At 70.8% G+C, this 23555-nt stretch carries 19 protein-coding genes; 5 read left to right on the plus strand and 14 right to left on the minus strand.

Annotation, left to right across the window (positions count from 1 at the left end; genetic code table 11):
- Positions 1-82 precede the first annotated feature (82 nt).
- Entirely contained in the window at positions 83-778 is a 696-nt protein-coding gene (locus OG504_RS26280) for a type 1 glutamine amidotransferase domain-containing protein (RefSeq protein ID WP_393033236.1), read from the minus strand.
- 598 nt (positions 779-1376) lie between these two features.
- Between OG504_RS26280 and OG504_RS26285 the strand changes: the two genes are divergently transcribed.
- On the plus strand, positions 1377-2159 hold the full coding sequence (locus OG504_RS26285; protein ID WP_405992028.1) for a hypothetical protein: 783 nt from the start codon (positions 1377-1379) through the stop codon (positions 2157-2159).
- Between the two features lie 43 nt (positions 2160-2202).
- Here OG504_RS26285 and OG504_RS26290 read toward each other — a convergent pair whose 3' ends face one another.
- On the minus strand, positions 2203-2571 hold the full coding sequence (locus tag OG504_RS26290; protein WP_405992029.1) for a VOC family protein: 369 nt from the start codon (positions 2569-2571) through the stop codon (positions 2203-2205).
- A gap of 92 nt (positions 2572-2663) precedes the next feature.
- Here OG504_RS26290 and OG504_RS26295 point away from each other — a divergent pair, with 92 nt between their 5' ends.
- Complete coding sequence (locus OG504_RS26295) at positions 2664-3641, plus strand: helix-turn-helix transcriptional regulator (RefSeq protein WP_405992030.1); 978 nt, start codon at positions 2664-2666, stop codon at positions 3639-3641.
- Positions 3642-3651: 10 nt separating this feature from the next.
- Here OG504_RS26295 and OG504_RS26300 read toward each other — a convergent pair whose 3' ends face one another.
- From OG504_RS26300 to OG504_RS26325, 6 genes are all read right to left on the minus strand, one after another.
- Positions 3652-5670, minus strand: a complete 2019-nt coding sequence (locus OG504_RS26300; RefSeq protein ID WP_405992031.1) for a TerD family protein — start codon at positions 5668-5670, stop codon at positions 3652-3654.
- 131 nt (positions 5671-5801) lie between these two features.
- On the minus strand, positions 5802-6563 hold the full coding sequence (locus OG504_RS26305; RefSeq protein WP_405996432.1) for a TIGR03943 family putative permease subunit: 762 nt from the start codon (positions 6561-6563) through the stop codon (positions 5802-5804).
- A complete protein-coding gene (locus OG504_RS26310) occupies positions 6560-7519 on the minus strand; it encodes a permease (protein WP_405996433.1) in 960 nt (319 codons plus the stop codon). Before OG504_RS26310 ends, OG504_RS26305 begins: the two co-directional genes overlap by 4 nt.
- A 145-nt stretch (positions 7520-7664) precedes the next feature.
- The gene (locus OG504_RS26315) at positions 7665-9008 is read right to left on the minus strand and encodes a tetratricopeptide repeat protein (protein ID WP_405992032.1); all 1344 of its coding nucleotides are present in this window, start codon (positions 9006-9008) and stop codon (positions 7665-7667) included.
- A 49-nt stretch (positions 9009-9057) separates the two neighbouring features.
- The gene (locus OG504_RS26320) at positions 9058-9312 is read right to left on the minus strand and encodes a DUF397 domain-containing protein (protein ID WP_405992033.1); all 255 of its coding nucleotides are present in this window, start codon (positions 9310-9312) and stop codon (positions 9058-9060) included.
- Entirely contained in the window at positions 9284-10120 is an 837-nt protein-coding gene (locus tag OG504_RS26325) for a helix-turn-helix domain-containing protein (RefSeq protein WP_405992034.1), read from the minus strand. Before OG504_RS26325 ends, OG504_RS26320 begins: the two co-directional genes overlap by 29 nt.
- Before the next feature lie 113 nt (positions 10121-10233).
- On the opposite strand from OG504_RS26325, the gene OG504_RS26330 reads away from it, so the two are divergent.
- Positions 10234-10551 carry a DUF6401 family natural product biosynthesis protein gene (locus tag OG504_RS26330; RefSeq protein ID WP_405992035.1) on the plus strand — a complete coding sequence of 106 codons (318 nt, stop codon included), beginning with the start codon at positions 10234-10236 and terminating at the stop codon, positions 10549-10551.
- 122 nt (positions 10552-10673) lie between these two features.
- Positions 10674-10823 (plus strand): hypothetical protein, encoded by a 150-nt coding sequence (locus tag OG504_RS26335; protein ID WP_390166905.1) that lies wholly within the window; start codon positions 10674-10676, stop codon positions 10821-10823.
- A gap of 33 nt (positions 10824-10856) precedes the next feature.
- Here OG504_RS26335 and OG504_RS26340 read toward each other — a convergent pair whose 3' ends face one another.
- Positions 10857-11696, minus strand: coding sequence for a mechanosensitive ion channel family protein (locus OG504_RS26340; RefSeq protein WP_390166907.1), 840 nt, complete (start codon positions 11694-11696; stop codon positions 10857-10859).
- Between the two features lie 134 nt (positions 11697-11830).
- Positions 11831-15955 (minus strand): hypothetical protein, encoded by a 4125-nt coding sequence (locus tag OG504_RS26345; RefSeq protein WP_405992036.1) that lies wholly within the window; start codon positions 15953-15955, stop codon positions 11831-11833.
- Between the two features lie 298 nt (positions 15956-16253).
- Here OG504_RS26345 and OG504_RS26350 point away from each other — a divergent pair, with 298 nt between their 5' ends.
- The gene (locus OG504_RS26350; RefSeq protein WP_405992037.1) at positions 16254-17495 is read left to right on the plus strand and encodes an amidohydrolase; all 1242 of its coding nucleotides are present in this window, start codon (positions 16254-16256) and stop codon (positions 17493-17495) included.
- A gap of 15 nt (positions 17496-17510) precedes the next feature.
- Here OG504_RS26350 and OG504_RS26355 read toward each other — a convergent pair whose 3' ends face one another.
- From OG504_RS26355 to OG504_RS26370, 4 genes are all read right to left on the minus strand, one after another.
- The gene (locus OG504_RS26355) at positions 17511-18872 is read right to left on the minus strand and encodes an extracellular solute-binding protein (protein ID WP_405996434.1); all 1362 of its coding nucleotides are present in this window, start codon (positions 18870-18872) and stop codon (positions 17511-17513) included.
- Entirely contained in the window at positions 18872-21484 is a 2613-nt protein-coding gene (locus tag OG504_RS26360) for a substrate-binding domain-containing protein (protein ID WP_405992038.1), read from the minus strand. The genes OG504_RS26355 and OG504_RS26360 overlap by 1 nt, the downstream gene beginning before the upstream one ends.
- Positions 21485-21488: 4 nt before the next feature.
- Complete coding sequence (locus OG504_RS26365) at positions 21489-21839, minus strand: hypothetical protein (RefSeq protein WP_405992039.1); 351 nt, start codon at positions 21837-21839, stop codon at positions 21489-21491.
- Positions 21840-21921: 82 nt separating this feature from the next.
- Positions 21922-23484: a hypothetical protein gene (locus OG504_RS26370; RefSeq protein WP_405992040.1), complete on the minus strand. Its 1563-nt coding sequence runs from the start codon at positions 23482-23484 to the stop codon at positions 21922-21924.
- Between the last annotated feature and the right edge of the window lie 71 nt (positions 23485-23555).

A 23555-nucleotide genomic window follows, 5' to 3' on the forward strand; every position in this document is an offset into this window, starting at 1 on the left:
GGAACGGCTTGGCGCGCTTCATGCGGCGGACGGTAGCAGTCGTACGACGGCTTCGGCGACGGAATTAGTCAGCCGAGATCCGTCAGCCGAGCTTCTTGAGGAGTTCGTCGGCGACCGGGGCGGAGGACGCCGGGTTCTGGCCGGTGACGAGGTTGCCGTCGACCACGACGTGCGGGGCCCAGGGCTCGCCCTCCTGGAAGTCGGCGCCGAGTTCCACGAGCCGGTCCTGGAGCAGCCACTTCACCTTTGCGGCGAGGCCGCCCTGGGTCTCCTCGGCGTTGGTGAACCCGGTGAGGCGCCGCCCGGCGAAGGCGTTCGTACCGTCCTCCTCGGTGGCCGGGAGCAGCGCGGCGGGCCCGTGGCAGACCACGCCGAGGGGCCTGCCGGAGGCGAGGGCCAGGGTGAGGAGGCGGCCGGAGTCGGCGTCGACGGCGAGGTCCTCCATCGGGCCGTGGCCGCCCGGGTAGTAGACGGCGGCGTAGTCGGCGAGGTCGACCTCGGTCAGCTTGACCGGGTGCTGGAGCTCGGGACTCGACGCGAGGACGCCCGCGACCCGGTCGGCGTTCTCCTGGCCGCCGTTGTAGTCGGGGGCGAGGCTGCCGCGGTCGACGGGCGGTACGACACCGCCGGGGGTGGCGACGACGACCTCGTGACCGGCCGCCTTGAATGCCTCGTACGGGGTGACGACCTCCTCGGCCCAGTAGCCGGTGGGGTGCTGGGTGCCGTCGGCCAGGGTGAGGTGGTCGGCGCCGGTCAGCACGAAGAGGATCTTCGACATGGGGGTCTCCAGGGGGGCGTGGGCTCGCTGCGGGTGTCTCCGACAGTAGGCGGGACGCGGCAGGTCGGCTAATGACGATTCGAATGGCTGCGGCCCGGTGGGGGCTGGCCGCGCAGTTCCCCGCGCCCCTAGGGGGGTGGCGCTTGGGGCGACTTGAGCGCCGGCACCCTGCGGATTTCGAGTGCGGCACCGTGGGGGCTGGGCGCGCAGTTCCCCGCGCCCCTACGGGGGTGGCGCTTGGGGCGACTTGAGCGCCGGCACCCTGCGGATTTCGAGTGCGGCACCGTGGGGGCTGGGCGCGCAGTTCCCCGCACCCCTACGGGGGTGGCGCTTGGGGCGACTTGAGCGCCGGCACCCTGCGGATTTCGAGTGCGGCACCGTGGGGGCTGGGCGCGCAGTTCCCCGCGCCCCTGGGGGGGGTGGCGCTGATGCCCTGTTTTTAAGGGCGCGGGGAACTGCGCGGCCAGCCCCCACCGGGCCGCACCCGACCCCCGACCGACGTACTGGCACTCACCCGGACGGCCCGGCGCGCTGGTGGGCGGGCCGGGGCGGTGGTGCCGTTGGGGGAACGCACCCCGTGCCCCAGGAGGGACCCCCGATGACCCGTACCCCGGCCCGTTTCCTCCTCACCGCGATACTCGCCGCGGGCACCCCGCTGACCGCGGCCGGCTGTGCGAACGAGGCCATCCTGCACGAGGTGACGACCGCCCCCTCCCCCTCGGCCGTGCGGACGACTCCCGCCGCCCACGCGTCCCCGGCCGCCGCCCCCGTCCTCACCCCGGCCCAGGCGCAGGCCGCGCTGATCAAGGAGGCCGACCTGGGCGCCCCCTGGACCCCGACCCAGGGCACGGCGACGTGGCGGGACACCCTGCTGAAGGCGAAGACGAACACCCCCGACTGCCAACGCCTCCTGGACGCCCTCTACGCCGACGAACTCCTCGGCACCCCCGCCACCACCCAGGCGGTGACCACCCTGGACGACCTCGACGACGAGGCCCAACTCCGTTACCAGGTGGCCGCGTTCGCCCCCAAGGACGTGAACCGCACCCTGGACTGGCTCCGCACCCTCCCCCAGAAGTGCGCGAACTTCACGGCGACGACCACCCGCTCCGGCACCCAGACCGTGACGGTCACGGAGGCCACCCTCCCCAACGTCGGCGACGCCCGCGAAGGCCTCCACCTCACCCTCACCGGCACCACCCCCGAGGGCGACCGGTCCACCCTCACCCTCGACACCGCCGCCGTCCGCATCGGCGACGACACCATCACCGTCACGAACGGCGGCCTGGGGAACGTGCCGGTGGACGCGATGGGCCAGGCGTCGGAAATCGGCGCGCAGCGGCTGACGGATGTGCAGAAGCAGGGGCGGGTGCAGATCTAGGTGTAGTTGTCCGGCACCGCTTCACGAGCCGCGTTGCGGCCTTTCAGCCCCGCGGTGCGACGCGGATGCGGTTCCCGTCCGGATCGGCTGCGAGGAAGGTCGGCCCGAACCCCGCGTCATGAGGCTCGCGCAGGATCGTGACCCCCTTGGCCTGCCACCGCTTGAAGATCGCGTCGAGCTCGTCGGGTCCACCGTCGATGGCCACGCACACCTCGCTGGTGCGCGGGACGTCCGGTGCCAGATCCTCGAACTGGCCGGACCACAGACCGAGGTCAGCGCCCGGCCCGAGGTCGAAGGTGATGTATCCCGAAGTCTCGAACGAGGGGCTCATGCCGAGGAGGTCGCCGTAGAAGCGAGCTGCGGCGGGAGCGTCGTTCACATAGACGATGGACACGACGGATGTGGTGGTCATGGTTGTTCCTTCTCGCAGGTCGTAGGTACGCGTCCATCAGCCTGACCGGGATATGCGCCGCATCATGTCGCAATTCCTGAAAAAATCGGTGGGTGACCCCGGACCGCTTCTTCTCCCTGATGCTGCTCCTCGAGTCGAGGGATGCCGTGACCACGCGGGAACTCGCCTCGGCGCTCGGGGTGTCACTTCGAACCGTCACCCGAGACCTGAACTGGCTCCGCGACGCCGGTCTGCCGGTGACCGCACACCGGGGCCGCCTCGGAGGCGTGACCATGCTGCCCGGGTCCGGGCTCGACCTCACGCGACTCACACCGGGCGAGCGTGATCAGCTGTCGCTCACCGGGCTGGACGAGAAGCAACGTGCGGAGCTCGACGCATCGGTCGAGAGCCGGCGCGCTCTCTCCAAGATCGCCGCCGCACAGTCACGTCGAGTTCATGAGCTCCTGCCGCTCACCGACGTCGTGCACGTGGACAGCCGTCCCTGGCGTCAGGCACGAGCTTCCGGCACGACTCCGGCTTCGCTGATCGGCGCGGTGCGGCGAGGTCGCCGGCTACGGATCGAGTACGACAGCCCACGCGAGTCATGCCCACGCGACCTGGTCGTGGATCCCTACGGGCTGTTCGCCAAGGCCGGCATCTGGTACCTCGTCGCCGACCGTGCCGGCGTGCCACGGATGTACCGACTCGAACGGATCACGACGTGGCAAGAAGTCGACCGGCCACGACGGATCCGCGAGAGCCAGACCCTGGCCACCGTCGCCGCAGCGCTCGTTGATCAGTGGGAGCACAACCACGCGGTTGAGGTCAGCGCCACCATCGACCAGACCCAGATCGCGCGAGCGCAACGGATCTTCGGCCTACGACTCGTCCCGGACGACCATGACCACGACCGCGAAGAATCCGCCACCGGCCACAAGGTGACGATCCGCTTCCTGCATCTGGAGGACGTGCGAGCACTCCTGCCGTTCGGGAGCGCCATCACCGTGCACGGCCCCACCGAGGCCAGGGCTCACCTCCGCGACCTCGCCACCAGCCTGGCCCACCACTATGCGCCGTCATCAACGCCCTGACCCGCACCATCTAGGCGTCGACGGGTCGACGGGCCCGCGCCGAACGCCCTTCCAGATGCACCACCACGCTCGCGTGGAAGCGGTCCACGGATTCGTCGACGCTGCGGATGAAGCCTGATTCCGCGGTGCCCCGGGTGTTGCCCATGCCCCTGAAGAGGGAGAGCCGGAAGCCGCTGATCTGTGCTCCGTTCTTGGGGAGGATGTCGGCCGGTTCGGGGCGCAGGCGTTCCAGCGTGCCGCGCGGGCCGCCCGTCTGGCCCTCCAGGAGGGTCTCGACGTGCAGGTCGGCCGGTGCCTCGGCGAGCCGACGGACCAACCGCTTGGCCCAGGTGAGGGGGTAGCCCTGGTCGGGTACGTCGATCTCGATGGACGTGCGCAGCTTGCCGGTGCGCAGGTCGGCGCAGAGGGCGAGGACACCGGGCGTGCCCTCGATACGGAGTTCGGCGTCGAGTCGGCCTTCGGAGCAGAGCCGGTCGGCCAACGCCGCCCGTCGCGATGCCGGGTCGGTACCTCGCTTGGCCCGCTGCACCGGCAGTACCTTCTCCCCCAGCTCGCCGCCCAGCCGTAGACACACCTGCCGGACCAGCCGTTCCCAGCTCTCCACGACCTCCACCGCACGCGGGTCTCCCTGGCACAGGGTCTCGGCGTCGATCGCGTTGCGCACCGGGACCCAGGAGCGGCCCATGTTCTGGAAGCCGTGGCAACCGGAGTTCTCGTGCTGGAGGTAGTGCAGCAGTTCCTGGAGCAGCCAGGCGTGCGCCGCGTTGCCGACCCCCTCGTGCCGGATCAACAGCTGTGCCTGGTGGGCGACTTCGGCCCAGGACAGATGCCAGAGCGCCACCTTGTGCTTGCGCCGCCCGTCGAGCTTGACCTCCACCAGCGGGCTGCCCTCCAGCTCCACGTCGTTGGAGAGCGTGATGACGGCCTCGTATCCGCGCCGGGCCGCTATGTCGGCGTAGGCCTGCACCTGGTCCGGCTTGAGCGGGTTGCCGTTCGTCTTCGTCTCGACGAGCGCCGTCCACAGCTTGCCCGCCCGCTCGACCCGGATCACCCCGTCGGGCCGCCGGGGCGACTCGCCGTTGGGCAGCGTGACCTCGGTGAACGTCTCCATCCGCCCGACCGGTGCCCCGAACGCGGCCGTCAACCGCCGCCCGAACTCCGGCACTTGGGCCATCACCGACAGCAGCACGGAGGTCGCCCGCGTCTCCCGCTCGTGGTCGCTCTTGAGCGCGGAGGCCGGGAAGAGCCGGGCACCCCGCCAGGAGTCGTTCTCGGCGAGGGACTTCTTGGCCACCTTCGGCAGGGTGACCTTCTTCTTGGCCGTACGAGGACGGGCGGGACGCGGAGCTGCCTCGGTCCCGCTCCCCACCTCGGGTACCGATTCGACCGCGGGACTGGACGGCTGCGCGGGAATCACGGAGACGGCTTCCGGCGTAAGAACCTCGGCCTCAACCTCAGTGTCAGGCGCACTCTCCTCGCCCGCGTCGTCGTCGATGTCGACGCCGAAGTCCGTTGCCACGCCCGCCAGTCCGGACTCGTAGCCCTGTCCGATCGCCCGGAACTTCCAGTCCCCGCCCCGCCGGTAGAACTCGCCGAAGAGCAGCGCGCTGACCTCGCCGGGATCATCGATCGAGAAGCGCAGCAGGCTCTCACCGGAGCCGTCGGCCAACGTCAGCCGCAGATCCTGCAGTTCGGAGAAACGGGCGCTCTCATAACGGCTTGCCGCTACAACGATCTGCTCAACACCCGCCGGAATAGCGGTCAGATCGAACGTGATCCGGTCCTCGCTGCCGTCCGCCGTCGGCGCCTTGCCGAGCAACTGGACGCTCCCGTCGGCTGCGACGGGGTTGTTGTAGAAGTAGAAGTCCCCGTCGCTGCGCACTTTTCCGTCCGCGGTGAGCAGCAGTACGGAGACGTCCGCGTCGCCCTCTCCCGTCGGACTTCCCCAGCTCAGGCTCATCATCACCGAGCCGACGTCCTCGCTCAGCGACGCCAGACCGACGTTCCCACCCTTGACCATCTCGTGCATGAGGCCCCCCAGATGCACGGCCGCACAGCACTCCCGGCGGCCTTTGTTTCGTAGCGATGCGTGACACGCTCCACACCCAGCGCATCAGAGGCACCTTAACGCGCAGGAATCACCCGAACCTCCAGAATGCGTCAACGCTTGTCATACGGGTCAGCCGGTTCCTTCACCTGTTTCACCGTCGTCGCCTTGAGGATCGGTGGCCACGCGCCGTCCGTCCCGAGCTTGCCCTTGGGGATCCACGTGCCTGTGGCCGTGACCCAACTGTCCGTCTGCGGAGCGCCGTCGGCCTCGTCGCCCCGGATCTCGACCTTGCTGATCGTCGCGTCGGCCGCGCAGCAGGTGACGAGGAGGCGGGTGAGGTACCAGGTGCCGTTGGAGCCGTGGGTGACGAAGCCGGTCATGCGGAGGGTGCGGCCCTTGAGGGAGCGGCCGGTGTCGTAGATCGCGCGGGAGCTGTACTGGGCGACCGAGATGTCCAGCACCTTTCCGGCGGGGAGGGCGGGGAACGTGCCCACGCCCTGCGCCGCACGCTGTGCCTCCTCGCGTGACGCGCTGTACGAGCCCAGTGCGGGGGGAGGGAACAGCAGGAGCGCCAGGGCCGGGAGCGTCAGCAGCCAGGCGATGCGGGGGCCGCCGTGGGAGTGGTCGTGGGCGTGCTCCTCTCCCTTCTCTTCCTCCCCCTCCTCTTCCTCGCCCTCCTCCTCGTGCTCCCTCTGCCGCATCCCCCTCACCGCCGCTGCCAGACCCAGCAGGATCAGCAGCGCTCCCGACACGACCAGGTACGGCCTCAACGCCGCCTGCACATACCGGAGATACAGCTCGCTGAAGAGGGAGATCCGTAGGACCGCTCCGCCCATCAGCAGCAGCAGGACCGCCGAGCCGTAGCGCCTCACAGCAACCACCAACCCACCAGCGTGCTGCTGACCACCGCCACCAGCCACGTCGTCGAAGAGAAGCGGAAGGCGAAGGCGCGGCCGAACGTGCCTGCCTGGAGGGCGATCAGCTTCAGGTCGACCATCGGGCCCACCACCATGAACGCCAGTTTCGCCGCCGGGGAGAAGCCGCTCAGCGAGGCCGCCACGAACGCGTCCGCCTCGCTGCATACGCACAACACCACTGCCAGCAGGGCCAGTAGCAGGAGCGACAGCCAGGACGAACCCGTGAAGATGTCCAGGATCGAGCGGGGTACGGCGATGTTGAAGGTCGCCGCCGCTGCCGCACCCAGGACCAGGAAGCCTCCCGCGTGCAGGAAGTCGTGCTGCAGGCCTGCCACGAAGGCCTTCACGCCCGTCGGGGAGGAGGAGGTCGTCTGCGCGCGCTTTGGGAGGCGTAGCCATTCCTCCCTGCCGAATCTCGCCCACAGCCAGCCCATCACCACCGCCGTCGCCAGCGAGGCCACCAAGCGGGCCAGCACCATCTTCGGTTGGTTCGGGAACGCGATCGATGTGGCGACCAGGACGACCGGGTTGATCGCCGGGGCCGAGAGCAGGAACGCGAGAGCCGCCGCCGGAGCCACGCCCCGTCTCATCAGGCTGCTCGCCACCGGTACCGATGCGCATTCACAGCCGGGGAGTACGACGCCTGCCGCGCCCGCGATCGGGACCGCCAAGGCCTGGTTGCGCGGGAGGAGGCGGGTGAACACCCGTTCCGGGACGAACGCTCCGATCGCCGCCGACACCACCGTGCCCAGCAGCAGGAAGGGGACGCCCTGGACGGCGACCGCCGTGAAGACCGTCCACCAGGCCGCTACGGCAGGGGTGTAGAGGTCGATCGCCACCATCGGGCCGAGGACCGAGACGACCGTCGCGATCGCGATCAGCGCCACGCCGCCCAGGACCGCGTAGACCATGGCGCGTACGGCCAGGCGCAGGCCGTCGGCGACCGTCCGTTCGTTCTGCACCCGCACGCGCCTGTCTCATCCCGTTTCACACCACTACGGCTACGACTCGTCCGTCGCACGGTAACCGTCGGCGCTGTGCGGTATCCCCGATTTGTCAAAGAGGAGGCTGTGCGGGGGCCGGGCCGAGGGTTGTCGTGCCGGGGGCGGTGCGGTGGCCGAGGCCGGTGCGGTAGGCGTCCAGGGCTGCCTCGACCCGGCCGGTGCGGCGGAGCAGGTCGCCGAGCATGCGGCAGAGGTCGGCCAGGTCGCCGGCGGCGCCCGCGCGTTCCAGCAGGCTGAGGGCGCGGACGTAGTGCTCCTCGGCCGCGTCCGTGTCGCGGGAGTCCTCGGCGATGATGCCGAGGAGGCGGTGGGCGGCGGCGGAGTGCAGGGCGCCGCGTTCGGAGCTGAGGTCGCTGAGGACGTCGTGGAGGAGGGCGGCGGCCTCGTCGGACTTGCCGCGTTTGTGGAGTACGTCGGCCAGCTCCACGGCGACCTGACTGCTGTAGAGCGCGGCGCGCTTCGCCGTCAGCATGGCCAGCGCCTGTCTCAACTCGACCTCGGCGCGCTCCAGTTCGCCGTCCTGGGCGTAGACGTAGCCGCGCATCCAGTGGCAGTTGGCGAGTTCGGTACGGAACTGGAGCTGACGGTACAGATCGGCGGCCTTCGCGAGGGAGGCGTCCGCTTCCGCCACCTTGCCCTCCGCTATCAGTGTCCGCGCCACCGAGCGGTGCATGCGCGCGAGCAGTGCCGGGTCCGCCACCTGCGGCGCGAGTGCCAGCGCCAACTCCGCCGCCTGGGCCGCCCTCGCGTGCGCGCCCATGTCCATGTACGGGCCTATCGCGCTCGCGTAGAGCAGCAGGAGCGCGTCGGGGTCGTGCAGGCCGCCCCTGTTCAGCTCGTCGAGCGTCGACTCCAACAGGTAGACGGCGTAACGGAGTTCACCGGTGAGGTAGTGGGCGACCGCGCGGCCCCGGATCGCCGGGACGCGGGACGGGAGCGGTTCGTCGGCCAGGCGGTGTTCGGCGCGCTCGAAGTACTCGCGGGCGGCGGTCAAGTCGCCGGTGTCCAGGCCGCATTCGCCGAGTCCCAGCAGCGCCACCGCCTCCTCGTCCGCCAGCCCGAGCGACACCGCTTCCTCCAGGAGGTCGGCGTACTGCTCGGTGGCCTCCTCCGACTCCCCTGTGGCCAGGGTGCGTTGGGCCTCGGTGAGCCGCAGGCGGAGTTCGGTGGCGAGGTGGGCGGGGCGGCCGGTCGCCAACTCCTCGTAGGCGACGCCGAGTCGCTCGGCGAGGTGGCGCAACGCGTCGTCGGAGGGGCGGACCCGGCCGGCCTCAAGCGTGGAGATGTACGCGGGCGTGTAGGCGGGCTCGGCCAACTGCCGCTGGGTGAGCCCGCGTTCGTGCCGCAACTGCTGGACCCTGCGCCCGATGACTTCCGGGTCGTCCCGTCTCACCATGCGGTTAATGATGCCAGTAAGCCGAGTTACAGACTGGCTGGTAACTCAGTTACATCGAGAGTGAGTTGATGAATTCCTCGAAGTGGGCGCGGTTGATGGTGACAACGGCTCCGCCGGGGTTCTTGGAGTCACGGATCGCGACGCAAGGAGCACTGGCGGCGACCTCGACGCACTCGCCGCCGTTGGTGCCGCTGAAGGACGACTTGCGCCACTCCGTAGCACCGATGGGGGCGCACTCGACGCAGTCACCGCCGTTGCTGCCGCTGTAACTGGACTTACGCCACGTCTTCCGCCCGGTCTCCATAACGTTCCTCCATCACGCGCGCGATCAGGTCGGCCGAGTCCTCCACCGAGAGGGCAGTGGCCTGCAAGCGAGCGTATCCGACCGAACGTTCCCTGATGACTTCCGGGTTGGCGGTCATGTGCCCCTGGTCGTAGCCGTCGGAGTAGTAGATGTCGGGGTCGTCGTCCAAGCGCAGGAGATTGAAGGAACCCATAGTCGCGGCGTGCGCGCCTGCGGAGAACGGCAGCACCTGAATGTTCACCCAGGGGTTCTCACGAAAGCTCACCAGACGGGCGAGTTGTTTGCGCATGACCTCACGGCCGCCGATCTCCCGGAGCAGTACGGCCTCGTCCAGGACGACCCAGACCGCAGGCGGCTGCTTCTTCTCCAGGATGCGCTGCCGCTCCATCCGTGCCGCGACCATCTCCTCAAGCTTGTCCGGGTAGTCGACGGCCAGCACCGCCGCCGCGTACTCCGGCGTCTGAAGCAGTCCGTACACCACCTGGCACTGATACGTGGAGATGAAGGCGGCCTTCGCCTCCATCTCCGCGTACGGCTGGAACCAGTTGGGGAGTTGGCTCCGCAGGACCATGCCGATCATGCGGGTGAAGGACCCGTCCGTCATGAACGCGGCGTCGAGGCGTTCGGCGAAGTTCCGGGTCGGGACCTTCTGCGCCGTCTCGATCTGTCCGATGAGCGAGCCGGTGCAGAAGAGGATCTTGCCGAGGCCCTCCAGCGTGAGACCCGCCGCCTCCCTCAAACGACGGCATTCATAGCCGAAGTAGTCCAACGGGGATGCGCTCGGGTCGAGTTGGCGAACGTGGACCATGCGACAGTCACCTCCGAGTAGTTACCGGCCTGTCGCCGAGAGTAACTACTTGACCCCGCCCGGGTGATGAGAATCACGAACTCTCCATAACGTCCGTAACGTACGGTGGAGAAATGTCCCCTTTGGCCAAGATCAGCGACTCGTACGCGCCGCGCTTCGCGGAGTTCGCGTTCGAGCCCGCCTTCGTGGCCGCCGTAGATCAGCACGTGGCTGAACTGCGTGAACGCCTCGCGGCCGGCGGCCCGGATCTGACGCCCCCGCCCCCGGACCACGCCGACCTCACGGACTACGCGCTCGGCTTCCTGGACGCGCTCGCGGAACTGGACTGGCGGGAGCCGGTCGGCCACGACTACGCGGTGTGCAGGCTGACCGCCATCAGCTGGCTTGTGCACCGGCACGGGCTGCTCCCCGAGCAGCGCCGTGGTGACTGAAAAAGGGTTTCCGGTGACTCAACTCGCCCTGAAGCCCTTCCCGTTGCGCACCCGGACCCTCTAAGTTAGGCACGCATTAAGCGTGTTTAATTCGTCGCTGTCACTGTCGTTGCGAGGTAGGTATGTCCGCGCGTTACGTCAGAGGATTCTGCGCCGCCGTCATCGCCGTAGCCGCCCTGATCGGAGCGGCGAACGCGAGCCCGGCCAAAGCGGCCGAGCCCGGTCCGGCCCACCAGGCCACGCGGGTTCTGCATCTCCACGCGGCCCCGTAGGGCTCCCCACAGATCTCTACAGATCTACGCAGGTCACATGCCTGACGATCCCGGCATGCCCGACGACCCGGGCATGTCCCGTCGTCCATCGGTCCCCATGTCCGTCCCCATGTCCGTCCGCTCCCGCGCCGGCTGGTTCGTCATCGCGTCCTGGCGGCCCGACTGGTAGGCCGTGAGGCTGCCCCTGGCGTTGGTGGTCTCGCGTTCGGCGGCCATCAGCATGCGTTCCATGCGCTGGCGCATCGGGGTGATCATGCCGCCGCCGACGCCGACGATCAGGATGCCGGCCGCGGTCGCGAGGGCCGCGTAGAGCACCGGCTGGGTGACCGAGGTGGCGATGCCCGCCTGGCCGAGGGCCGCGATCACGCCGAGCGCCATGATGCAGGCCCAGACGATGGTCGCGAGCATCTTGCCGTACGACATGGAGGAGAGGGCGCTGCCCACGATGCCCCGGACCGCGTTGGCGATGGCCATCGCGACGACGACCAGGACGACCGCGACGATGCCGCGCGGGAGCCAGGCGACGATGCCGTTGATCATCGTGCTGACCGGGTTGGAGCCGAAGACGCCGAGCGCGAGCTGGAGGGTGATCAGCATCAGCGCGTAGTAGACGATCTTGCAGACGATGCCGGTCATGTCGTACTTGGAGTCCCGCAAGTACCGTTCCGTACCGGCCCGTTCGGAGAGTTTCTCCGAGCCGACCTTGCGCAGCACCCGGTCCAGGACGCGCGCGATCATCTTCGACACGAACCAGCCGATGGCCAGGATGACCAGGAAGCCGACGAGTTTCGGCACGAACTGCGCGACCTTCGACCAGGCGTCGTTCAGCCCCTGGGTGAAGTTGATGGCGAGGGTGGCTTCGGGAACAGCCATGGGCGGCACTTCCTTCGGTGGGTCCTAGTGGGTACTACCGGCCCCCTTGTTTTCTTCGTTCCTCATCAGTGGATCAGCGCCGTGCGGACGTGGCCGGGTGAGCTGGGCCGTACGGGTGAGAGGTATCCGCCGGATCAGCAGATGCGGCGGTACGGCGCGTCCGGTACGTACGTCCGCCACTGCGCCCGCGTCAGCTCCGCGTTCCCGGTGCGTGCGCAGACCCGTGCCAGGGCCCGGGCCGGGTCCACGGCGTAGCGCTGGAGCGGGACGTGGGCGCTGCCGGCGTAGACCGTGCTGCCGTCCGGGCTGAAGGCCAGCGACGTGATCGCCTCGCCCGGGGTCGTCAACGGGGCGCTGCTGAGCGGCTGTTGGGTGGCCACGTCCCAGAGCTGCAGGCTGCCGCCGCCACCGCCGACCGCGAGGGTGCGGCCGTCGGGGCTGAAGGCGACGGCCGAGACGCCTTCCGGGGCGGTGCCGAGGAGGGGGGTGCCGATCGCGGCGGGGAAGACGTTGCGCAGGATGCCGTCGCGGTGGCGCAGTTGTCCGTCCCACAGGTCGACCCGGCCCGTCTGGTCGCCGACCGCCAGCGCGGAGCCGTCGGCGCTGAAGGCGAGCGCGCCGATCTGGCCGCCCTGCACGAGGTCGTGCCCGGTGGACCGGCCCGAGGGCGACCGGGCCACCCTGCCCTCGCCGACCAGGAGCCCGCCGTCCGGGCGGACCGCGAGGTGGCTGCCGGTGACGCCGGTGAGGACCGCTGTCCTGCGGCCGCGCGCGAAGTCCCAGGTCTCATCGGTGAGTTCACCGATGGCGGAGGTTCGGACGGCGTAGAGGGCGTGACCGCCGTCCGGCCCGAGCGTGATCGCGACGACCGCGCCGCCTGGCAGGTCCAGCGAGGCCAGGGGCCGCCGGTGCGTCATGTCCCACAGGCCGAACGGCTGCGCCACCGCGGTGCGGCCCGGCGCCGAGACGCCGTACGCGAACCGGGTGCCGTCCGGGCCGAAGGCCATCAGGGGCAGGGTGTCGGCGGGGACGGTCGGGAGGGCGGGGTCCGCGGAGACGGGGACGGGGACCGGCGGGAAGGTGTGGCGGAGGCGGTCGGTCGCGGTGTCGTAGAGGCGGAAGAGGTAGTGGTCGCCGGTGCGTCGCGTGGTGGCGTAGGTGGAGCCGTCCGGGCTGAAGCGGATGTCGTTCAGCGTGGTGGGGTGCCATGCGGAGGTGACCGCCTCGCCCAGGTCGAGGGTGTGGACGGTGCCGCCCTCCAGGTAGCGCAGGGTGTGGCCGTCGTGGTCCCAGACGAGGCCGCCGTAGAGGTTCTGGTTGTCGAGGTCGTGGCGGAAGACGGGGGTGGCGGGGGCCGTGAGCCGCCAGACCCGGAGTTCCGAACCGTCCGCCGTCGCCATGAAGGTGCCGTCCGGGCTGAAGGACGCGTACTGCACACCGGCGTCGGGGAGGTCGGCGACCGTGCGGCCCGTCGCGGTGTTCCAGACGCGCAGTCCGGTGTCGGTGGCGGCGGCCAGACGGTCACCGGACAGGGTGAGGACGGCGGGGTCGGCGTCGCAGAGGGCGGGGACTTGCTGCCAAGTCCCTTTCACCGGAGTGGAGTTGACCGTGTTCCATATGTGCACGGTTCCCGCCGAGCACGCGGCCGCGGTACGGCCGTCCGCGCTGACGGCGGTGAGGTCCGCGTCCGGTGCCCGGGCCTCGAAGGTGACGTGGCCGTCGGCGACCGAGCGCAGGCGCACGTGGTCGCCCTCGGTGGTGAGGAAGGTGCGTCCGTCGCCGGTGAAGTGGATGTCAGCGAGGTCGTGGGAGGCGGACGGGCCGGTCCAGCGGCGGGTGCGCGTGTTCCACAGCCGCAGGCCGCCGTCGTCCTCGGTGACTCCGAGGATGTGGGCGGAGGGGTCGGCGTCGGTCACCGTGCCGCGGGGGACCCGGCCCGAACCGGTGGCTCGGTGGGTGGTCACGTCCCAGGTGTGCCAGGTGTCGCCGGACGCGCCGAGGAGTGTGCGGCCGTTGTCGGCGAGCGCCCGCCGGGGGTTGTCGCCGGGAGTGGGGTCGCTGAAGGCGTCCGTCTCCGCCTGGGCGAGCGAGCCGAGTAGCGCGCGTCGGGTCTCCGGCAAGTGGGCTGTCCGCCAGGCGGCTACGCCTAGTTGGAGGGCGGTACGGGGGTCTGTGGTCCGTAGGCCGTCCGCCACGTCGGCGATTCGGCGGGCGGCGGTCTGGGTGCGTTGGCGTTCGTTGTCGGCCCGTTCGTGGCATACGGCGATTGCTGTCAGTACGGCTATGGCTAGGACGGTGGCGAGGGACGCGGTGAGGATGCGGTGGCGTCTGCTTGTTCGGGTGGCTGTGCGGTGTTCGGCATCACGGGCAGCCAGCGCGGCGGTGAGGAAGGCGCGTTCGGGGGTGGTCAGGGGGGTGGTGGGGGTGGGGGGCTTGGGTTCGGTGTCGGGTGCCGGGGCGTGGGGGCTGGTCGCGCAGTTCCCCGCGCCCCTGAGGGGGTTGGGCCTAAGGGTGTTGGAGTGGGGCGGGGTGGGCTTGGGTTCGATGTCGGGTGCCGGAGCGTGGGGGCTGGTCGCGCAGTTCCCCGCGCCCCTGAGGGGGTTGGGCCTAAGGGTGTTGGAGTGGGGCGGGGTGGGCTTGGGTTCGATGTCGGGTGCCGGAGCGTGGGGGCTGGTCGCGCAGTTCCCCGCGCCCCTGAGGGGGTTGGGCCTGAGGGTGTTGGTCGCGTAAGTGGTCGGCTGGCCAGTCGCACGACCTGCACCGTCACCTCCGGCCGCACGCCACCAACCTTGCCGCGCGTCCCGACCCCCGGCCCCTTCCCCGAACAGTTCCTCCGCTCGGGACAGGCGTGTTCCTCGGTACAGGGTGCCTGGGTCTTTGTCGTGGTCCAGCCAGGTGCGGGACGCGTCCGTGAGCATGCGGTGGTGGCATAGGCGCTCGCGGTCCTGTTCGATCCAGTCGTGGAGGCGGGGCCAGCAGGTGATCAGGGCCTCGTGGGCGAGGTGGACGCCGGTCTCGTCGGCGGTCAGGAGGCGGGCTCGGGTCAGGCGTTCCAGGACTGCCGGGACCGCTGGGTTCGACCACTCCGACAGTTCCGTGCGGGTCAGGGGGCGGCGGGTGTCCGGGGTGCCCTGGCCCGGGACGATCATGCGGAGGAGGAGGTGGCGGGCTGTGGTGGACTCGGCGGGGGACAGGGTGCCGTAGACCTGCTCGGCGGTTGCCGCGATCGCGCCCCTCACCCCGCCTGCCGCCTCGTAGCCGGAGAGGGTGAGGAGGCGGCCCTTGCGGCGGCGCCAGGTTTCCGCGAGGGCGTGGGAGAGCATCGGGAGGCCGCCGGGTTCGTCGAGGGTCTCCTCCAACAGGCGGGCGGTCAGGGTGCGTTCGACCAGGCAGCCGACCGCCTGGGCCGGGCCCACCACCGCCTCGCGCAACTCCTCCGCCGTCATCGGGCCGAGCAGCAGCGCGGCTCCGTGCAGCGCGTCGGCCAGGCCGCGGTGTTCGGCGCAGCGGGCGTAGAAGTCGGCGCGGACGGAGACCAGGACGCGAAGGCGGGTGTTCTCGTCGCGGGCGGCCAGCAGCAGGTCGATGAAGCGGGAGCGTTCGGCCGGGTCGTGGCAGAGGGTGAAGATCTCCTCGAACTGGTCGACCACCACCCAGCTCTCCGGTTCGGAGGGGGCGGGGGTGAGGAGGTGGCCGTAGGTGGTGGCGGGGGTCGGCCCCGGGGTCAGGATGCGCAGCCTCGCCGGGCAGGTGCCGGCCGCGATCTCCTCCTGGAGCCGCGCGATGAGGCCGGCCCGCAGCAGGGACGACTTGCCGCTTCCCGACGGGCCGAACAGCACCGCGAAACGGTGGTCACGGACCAGCGCGTGGAGGTCGGCGATCATCCGGTCCCGGCCGAAGAAGAGGTGCCGGTCGGCCGGTTCGAAGCGGGCCAGGCCCCGGTACGGCGGCGCCGGGGCGTCCTCGTCCGGCTCCGCCGCCTCGGCGGCGCGGTTCGCCTCCGCCTCGGCCTCCTTCCAGCGCGGGCCCCACTCCGCCGGGTCGCCGTCGCAGGCCCGCACGTACCCCTCGACCACGGCGAGCGTCGGCAGCCGTTCGCCGGCCGCGGCCTGGGACAGCGTGGTCGCCGAGAAACCCGCCACCTTCGCCATCGTCCGGTACGACGGGCCGCCCGCGGCCCGGCGCAGCTCCCGCAACGCGTGCGCGAGCCCCTGCACGGCACCCGCCCGCGGGTCGACCGGTCGCTCGGGACGACCCATGGGGGTACCTCCGTACATCTGGCGAAAGCGCTCTCTGGGAGCGATGACCATACGGATGGTCAGGAATCTGCAGGGTTGCCCCGAGGTGAAGGGTGGGTGACGCCGGACGGTTCCCCCGCCCAATTCGGGATCGATCGCCCTGGTCAGAAGGATGTACCGAGCAGTACTCCGGTCGCACGTCCCGGTCGTGGCATCTCCCACACCGGACGACTGGAACCCGATCGTGAGCAGTCCCGTCCCCGCCCCACGGCCGCGACCGCCCGGGCCCCGTCCCATCCGGCCCGCATACGCTGCCCCCGTGACCACTTCCCCCGCCGCGCGCACCGCACTGGACCTCACCGCCGACCTCCCGGTCGCCGACCTCGAGGACTTCTACCGGGACCTGCACCGGCACCCCGAGCTGTCCGGCCTCGAACACCGCACGGCCACGAAGCTCGCCGAACGCCTCACCAGGGCGGGCTACGACACCGTCGAGGGCATCGGCGGCACGGGCGTCGCCGGAGTGCTGCGCAACGGCGACGGCCCGACCGTGCTGCTGCGCGCCGACATGGACGCGCTGCCGGTGCAGGAGGAGACGGGGCTGTCGTACGCCTCCTCCGTCCCCGGCGCGATGCACGCCTGCGGGCACGACCTGCACGTGACCTGGCTGGCCGGTGCCGCGCAGGCGCTGGCGGCCGGGCGGGACACCTGGTCGGGGACGCTGGTGCTGGTGGGGCAGCCGGCGGAGGAGACGGGTTCGGGTGCGGCGGCGATGGTGGCCGACGGTCTGTACGAGCGCGTCCCGCGTCCGGACGTGGTGCTGGGCCAACACGCGGCGCCGGGTCCCGCCGGGTTCTACCCGCACGTGCCCGGCCTGATCATGTCGGCCTCGACGGACATCGACATCGTCGTCCACGGCCTCGGCGGCCACGGCTCCCGTCCCGAGGCGACGGTCGACCCGGTCGTCACCGCCGCGTACCTCGTCACCCGCCTTCAGACGGTCGTCTCCCGGGAGATCGCGGCCCGTGACTCCGCGGTCCTGACCGTGGGCCGTATCGAGGCGGGCACCCGGCACAACATCATCCCGACCGGGGCCCGGATCTCCCTCAACCTGCGCACCCAGTCCGACGACGTGCGGGAGCGGATGATCGCCGCGATCCGCCGTATCGCGTCCGGCGAGTGCCTCGCCGCGGGCTGCCCGCGCGAGCCCGAGGTGACCATCGGCACCAGCCTCCCCACGATGGTCAACGACGCGGACACCGACCGCCGGATCGCCGCCGTGCACACCGAGGTCCTCGGCGCGGGCACGGTCTTCGACCCCGGCCCGGCGACGGGCAGCGAGGACTTCCCCCGGCTGGTCCCCGAGGGCGTCCCGTACTCCTACTGGTTCGTGACGAGCACCCCGGCGGACGTGTGGGACGCGGCGCCCGGCACGGACCTGATGGAGAAGTTCCACGCGGTCCCGAGCAACCACAGCCCCGAGTTCGCCCCGGACCTGGTGACGGTCGCACCGGGGGTACGGACCCTGGTCTCGGGCGCGTTGTCCTACCTCACGAACTGACCGCTGCCGGTCCGGTCAGTTGGGCAGCGCCTTCTTCAGCGCCGCGTCCAACTGCCGTGCCAGCGCCGCGTCGCCGGGACGGTCGTCCCGGAACAGCGGGCCCAACTGCGCGCTGAACGTCTGCGTGAACGCGCCGTAGAGCGGAGTGCCCGGACGCTGAACCGCCTTCCGCAGCGCGAGAAGCAGCGTGGTCCGGGCGTACGCGGGACGCCCGGCCGCGTCGCGCGGCATCGGGTCGGTGCTCTCGCCGGTGGGGGAGGCGGACGGCGTCTGCCCGGCGCCGCCCACACCGCAGGTCACGTTGTTGTCCACGTAGGCGGAGGTGCGGGTCGCCGCGAACCCCGCGTCCAGCAGACAGCGTTCGCTCTGCCGGCCGGTGAGGTACGTGATCAACTCGGCCGCCTTGGCCGCCCGTCCGGACGACTCGGTCACCGCCAGGTTCTGCCCGCCGAGCACCGCGCGCCCCGGCAGCGGGGCGACCCCCAGCTGGTCCGTGCCGAACGACTGGTACAGGGTGCGGTAGGCATACGGCCACTGCCGCAGGAACTCCGTCCGGCCGTCCGCGAAGTCGCCGAGCGACTCGGCCTCGTCGGAGTGGAAGGCGTCCGGGAGGGTGTACGACGGGTCGGTGCGGGTGCGCAGTTCGGTGATGCCGGCCGTCAACTCCCCCACGGAGGCGTCGTAGTGGCCGTCGCCGTCGGTCAACTCGAAGTCCGGTACCGCCGACGCGAACGCCTCGATCGCGTTGACCGTACGGCCCTCGTAGGCGCCGAGCTGCGTGGTCCAGCCCGCGACGCCAGGCAGTTTCTTCGTGACGGCACGGCTCAGGACCTGGAGCTGCGTCCAGCTGATGCCCTTCTTCAGATCGGACTGCGACACACCTGCCCGCCGCAGCAGATCGCTCCGGTAGAAGAGCAGCCCGACATCGCTGTTGAAGGGCTCCGCGTACACCTTGCCGTCCCAACGGGCCGTGTCCGCGACGGACTTGATGACATCGGCGTCCAGCGTGCCGGCCGGCAGCGGCCGGACGAGACGCGCGGCGGCGAACTCCGGCACCCACGTGACATCCAGGTTCACCACGTCGTAGTCGGCGCTCCCGGACTGCAGGGCGCCGAGCAGCTGGCTGCGCTGTTCGTCGGCGTTGCCGGGGAGTTCGACGAGCCGGGCCTGGTAACCGGTCCCCGCCTTGTTCTGCTGATCGTTCCAGGCCTCGATGAGCTGCTCGCGGATGCCGTTCTTGCCGGTGACGTCCCGGCCGCTGGCCACCACGATCTCGCCCGGCCCCTCGTCGGGGACCGTCCCCGCCGAGGAGTGGCCGCCGCTGCACCCGGCGACCAGCAGCAGGGTCAGCAGTACCGCGTACCGCCGTCGGGCCATCATTCCGTCCCCGTTCCGGTGCGCGCGACCTCGTCGTGCAGGCTCGCGCCGAGATCCGTGTCGGCGTCCAGGCAGCGACCGCCGCTCACGTCGGAGATCCGCTCGTCCGGCTTGCCCTTGTCGCAGCCGCCGCTCACCAACGACACCATCGCCACCGGCACCTTCACCAACCCCGCCTTCTTCAGTACGGCGTCCAGATTCGCGCCAGTGAGCCGGTTGTTGTCCTCGTCGTCCGTGACGTACACGATCAACCGGGGCCGCTCGTCGTCGGCGCTGTGCTCGGCCAGGTAGTCGAGCGCGGCGAGCAGCGCGGCGTGCGGGTCGGCCTCGGCGTCCTGGACCTTGGCCTTGTCGATGGCACTCTCGGCGGCCGTGCGCGTATTCGGGCCGAAGGCGAGCAGCACCTTGTACGGCGGGTCATGGGGGGCCAGCCCGGAGACGCCCCACACCCCGTACTTGTCGCCGCCGCCGAGCCCGCCGAGGGACTGCTTCACCAGCCCGCGGCCACCGCTCGGCCCGTCCCAGAGGGCGCCCATCGAACCGGAGTCGTCGATCAGGAAGAGCACCCGGCCGTCCCCGTCGGCACTGCGGTAGTCCTTGAGCGCGTCCTCCATGGCCTGCTGCTTACGGGCACCGGCCGACAGATCCGCGGGCGTGGGATCCACACCGGTGCCGGGCGAGGGGGGCGCGAGCAGAGGGCGGTCGCCGCCGGCCGAGCGGAAGCCGTCCGCCGCGAACACGGCCCGGCCGCCGCTCCCGGCGAGCCAGCGGTGGAAGTCCTCGACCGCCGCGCCCCGCGCCTCCTGGTCCCGGTCGGCGCCCTGCCAGCCGACGCGGACGAAGGCAGGCTCGATACCGGGCGCGTCGTCCGGGTACTCGGCGACCCGGTCCACCCGGGTCGCCCGGTCGCAGCCGACCCCGCTCTTCAGCAGGAACTCGGGGACCAGGGCGGCGGTCCGGTGGTCCGCGTCCGAGTCGTCGGGCAAGGTGCACAGCAGGTCGGCGGCCGTGGGGGAGGGCGGCCCCGGCGAGCGCACCAGGCCTTCGGCGGTACGGGGCTCCGAGCGGTTGTAGAGCCCCATGGTCGCGAGCAGTGCCGCGTCGGTGAACTCCGGGTCGGGACGGCTCACTTCGACGTCCGGCGCCCGACCGCGCAACACGGTGATGAGTTCGTTCAGCCGCAGGCCGCTACCCGAACTGCCCTCGCCGGCAAGGTTCTTCGGCACGGCGAGCACCAACGGCGAGTAGGCGAGGGGCTTGGCGTCCGTGGTGAGGGCGACGACGGAGTCCACGTCCTGGTTGGCGGTCACCCGGGCGGCGTCGGCGACCGAGGCCGGGATCCAAATGTCCGGCTGCGGACCGATGTCGCGCTGCGGATCAGTGTCCTCGTGGTGGGGTTCCTGCCAGGCGTCCGACTGCCGCTGCAGCGCAGTGACCACATCGGCGGAGCTCGCGCTGTAGACGGTGATGCCGCTGCGCCGGCAGCCGTCGCCGGTGGTGTTCGCGTCCGAGGTGAGATACGCGTCGGCGGCCGTACGGACGGTGGGCTCCAGGTCGGGGTCGGTGAGCAGGCGCAGTTCGAGGGGCGGCCCGCAGGAGGGGGTGGAGGCGGCGAGGGTGTAGATGCCGTACGAGCCGAGTCCCAGGGCGACGAGAGCGAGCACCAGGGTGATCCGGGTCGCGGCCCTCGACAGGGCCCAGAGCCGGCCGACCCATCCGGCGACGACACCGCCACAGGTCCGCAGCAGGTCGAGCAGCGCCTCCCAGCCCCGCCGGAACACCGACACCACCGTCTCAGGACCGGTTCCGTCCGAAGTATCAGTCGCTCCGTCCCCAACCGGCACGACCGGCGGGACCGGCACGACCGGCACGACCGGCCGGGCCGACAGCAGGACGTCCTCCTCGGGTTCCCACCGCCCGCGCGGCTCCCAGGGATCACCGCGCATGGTCTCGTACCCGTCCTGGCGCATCAACTCCCCTAATCGTCTGGAGAGTTCTACGAACCGCACCTCGCCGTCCCGGTCGAGGAGCCGTACGAGACGCTCGGTGAACGGCGTCGGCCGCGTGCCGTCCCCCGCGTCGATACGGTGGTTGGCCTGCACGCTCATCTGCAGCAGCACGCGCCGCTTGTCCCGGAAGTTCTCCCAGATCCAGCCCGCGTTGCCGGCGAAGCAGCAGTCGAGGATCACCACGATCCGCTCGGCGGGGCCGACGGCGAGCATGGTCAGCATCGTGGTGACCATCTCGGCGTCGGGGAACACGGCCGGGCCGCCCGCGACCACGGTCGCGTCGCGCATCTGCAGGAACAGTTCGTCGCCCGCGGCGGGGATCGCGCCGTGCCCGGCGAAGTACACCAGGAGCAGGCCCTCGGCCTCCTGGGTGGCGGCGCGCAGCGCCCGGTGGAATTCGCCGAGCGTCGGCGACCGCAGCACCCGCACCTCGTGGTCGCCGAAGATCCGGCCCCTGGGCAGCACGTCCCGCAGCCGGTTCAGGTTGAGCTTGACGGCCGGAAGATGGCCGGGCACGCCGTCTGGCGGCACGGTGATGTCGTACTCCGAGACCCCGACCAGCAGCGCCCGGTTCGTCTTCCCCCGCGGGTCGAAGTCGGACACCGGGCTACCCGTTGCCGTCGGAGGACACCACATCAACGTCCACCTGCGGCGGTTCTCCGTGCTCGACTTCCCGACGGTTGTTCCGCCAGGCCGCGACAGCCCGACTGATGTCCTGCACCAGCTGGTTGAAGACGGGCGCAGCGGCCGAACTGACGAGCGCCACGACGATCTCCGAGCCGACGCCCATGGGCGCCCCGGGCTCGGCCCCACTCGGCCGCGCCTCACGGACCTGCAACTCGCCCGCGCGCAACCGCTCTTCCAGCGGTCCCTCCCGCTCCAGCCACGCCATCAGCGCGCCGACGTCACGCGCGTCCTCGGTCCCGTCCAGCCGTATGCGAATCCTCTGGTCGGCCACTCCATCCCCCTCAGCCTTAACACACCATCATGGCACCGCAGTTGACTCCAGGGGAGGGAGATTCAGGGAGCTTCACGAGACTTCACGAGTTGAGCGGCTGCGACTGCAATTGCCGCAACTGCTGACGCACATGATCCAGGGCACCCTTCCGCCGTCCCGGCACGCGTCCCCTCAACTCGGCGAGCGCGAGCCCGAGTTCACGGGCGGGTACGGGTTCCTGAATCAACCCCCACTGATGATGAGCCCGATCAACAGCAGCCTCGACGACAGCGGTACCGGGCGCCTGCCCCGCCGCCAACCGCGCGCCCGCCACCGCAATCCACGCCCGACAACTCCGCACCGGATCCCCCGCCAACATCGCGAGATCGGCCCGCACTTCGGTCCAGTGCAGCGCTTCTTCAGAACCCTGGCCGTGTGCCCGCACGGCGGCTTCCTCGTGCTCGGCGGCGAGGGCGTCGGCGTCGAGGTGACGCCCGTCTTGCGCGGCGGAGGCGACGGCGAGGTGCGGGTCGTTGTCGTGTCTTGGCGGGGTGCTGTCGTGACTTGGCGGGGCGCTGCCGGGGCTTGGCGGCGCGCTGCCGGGGCTTGGCGGCGCGCCATATCGGCTTCGCCGCGCACCCTCTGGGCCTGCCGGCGCACTGTTCCGCCCTTGCCGCGCACCTTCCTGGTCCGGCCGTGCACCCTCCTGGCTTCGCGCCGCGCTGCTCCGGGTTCGCCGCGCACCTTCCGGGGTTTGCGGCGCACTGTCCTGGCTCGGCGTCGCATTGTCAGGGCTACGCCGCGCACCCTCCGGAGCTCGCGGCACGCCGTCATGGCTCCGCCCTGCACCTTCCTGCCCTGGCGGCACGCCGTCCTGGCCTCGCCCTGCACTCCCCGGGGTTTGCGGCGCACTCTCTCCACTCAGGCCGGCGAAAACCAGCCCGTCCGGCGTCTGAGGACGAGGCCCCTTCAGGGCCGATGGGGGTCTGGGGGCGAAGCCCCCGGGGACGCCCGCCCCGGTGGTCCCCGGCGCACCGACACCCGGCGCGGACAACACCACATCCGCATACGTCTCCGCCCCAAGCCGCTCCACCGCCTGCTGATGCAACTGCTCGACCGGCGGACGCCACCCGCTGCGCAGGATCGTCGCGACCGCCTTCATGTACGAGGGGACAGACACGCTACGCCGAGCGGGAGGCGGGGCGATGCGACCGTAAACGGCGTTCGTGCGGCCCGAGTCGAGGGGATGCGTGTGCAGCCACTGCCAGGTCTCCGCATCCGTGTGCAGGTCGAGCAGCAGCGTCGTCGTCCCGGGTGCGCGCAGGCGCAACTCCTCCCGGACCCAGGCCCACGGGAACGCGGTGTAGCGGACGGTCGCCGGGGTCGTACGAGCAAGGGCCAGGTGCGGAAGGTGCTGTTTCCGGTCGAGTTGGAGCTGACCGGTGACGAACACGGTCAACGGACCCGGTGCCGTGGCCGCCGCCCGCAACCGGGTCAGTACGGCCTGCGGCTCCAACGGGTCGGCGAGTTCGACAACGTTGGCGGTGTCGGTGCCGGCCAGGACGGCGGGGTCGACGGCCGCGAGGACCGGGAGTACGGAGGCCGCGTCCACCAGTCGGCCCTTGCCCACCGGCGAGGCCGCGAGCAGCAGCACCGTTCCAGGCATACGCCCTCCCCCGAACCGTCGAACACAGCGATCACATCATTCACTTCGTACCTCAGCACCGTAACCTCTGC

The sequence above is a fragment of the Streptomyces sp. NBC_00986 genome (genome assembly GCF_045162565.1).
GTDB lineage: Bacteria > Actinomycetota > Actinomycetes > Streptomycetales > Streptomycetaceae > Streptomyces.

Bases quoted from the DNA above. Each gene is read 5' to 3' on its own strand.
- OG504_RS26280 (WP_393033236.1), bottom strand. From the start codon at position 778: ATGTCGAAGATCCTCTTCGTGCTGACCGGCGCCGACCACCTCACCCTG.
- OG504_RS26285 (WP_405992028.1), top strand. From the start codon at position 1,377: ATGACCCGTACCCCGGCCCGTTTCCTCCTCACCGCGATACTCGCCGCG.
- OG504_RS26290 (WP_405992029.1), bottom strand. From the start codon at position 2,571: ATGACCACCACATCCGTCGTGTCCATCGTCTATGTGAACGACGCTCCC.
- OG504_RS26300 (WP_405992031.1), bottom strand. From the start codon at position 5,670: ATGCACGAGATGGTCAAGGGTGGGAACGTCGGTCTGGCGTCGCTGAGC.
- OG504_RS26310 (WP_405996433.1), bottom strand. From the start codon at position 7,519: ATGGTCTACGCGGTCCTGGGCGGCGTGGCGCTGATCGCGATCGCGACG.
- OG504_RS26315 (WP_405992032.1), bottom strand. From the start codon at position 9,008: ATGGTGAGACGGGACGACCCGGAAGTCATCGGGCGCAGGGTCCAGCAG.
- OG504_RS26320 (WP_405992033.1), bottom strand. From the start codon at position 9,312: ATGGAGACCGGGCGGAAGACGTGGCGTAAGTCCAGTTACAGCGGCAGC.
- OG504_RS26325 (WP_405992034.1), bottom strand. From the start codon at position 10,120: ATGGTCCACGTTCGCCAACTCGACCCGAGCGCATCCCCGTTGGACTAC.
- OG504_RS26330 (WP_405992035.1), top strand. From the start codon at position 10,234: ATGTCCCCTTTGGCCAAGATCAGCGACTCGTACGCGCCGCGCTTCGCG.
- OG504_RS26335 (WP_390166905.1), top strand. From the start codon at position 10,674: ATGTCCGCGCGTTACGTCAGAGGATTCTGCGCCGCCGTCATCGCCGTA.
- OG504_RS26340 (WP_390166907.1), bottom strand. From the start codon at position 11,696: ATGGCTGTTCCCGAAGCCACCCTCGCCATCAACTTCACCCAGGGGCTG.
- OG504_RS26345 (WP_405992036.1), bottom strand. From the start codon at position 15,955: ATGGGTCGTCCCGAGCGACCGGTCGACCCGCGGGCGGGTGCCGTGCAG.
- OG504_RS26355 (WP_405996434.1), bottom strand. From the start codon at position 18,872: ATGGCCCGACGGCGGTACGCGGTACTGCTGACCCTGCTGCTGGTCGCC.
- OG504_RS26370 (WP_405992040.1), bottom strand. From the start codon at position 23,484: ATGCCTGGAACGGTGCTGCTGCTCGCGGCCTCGCCGGTGGGCAAGGGC.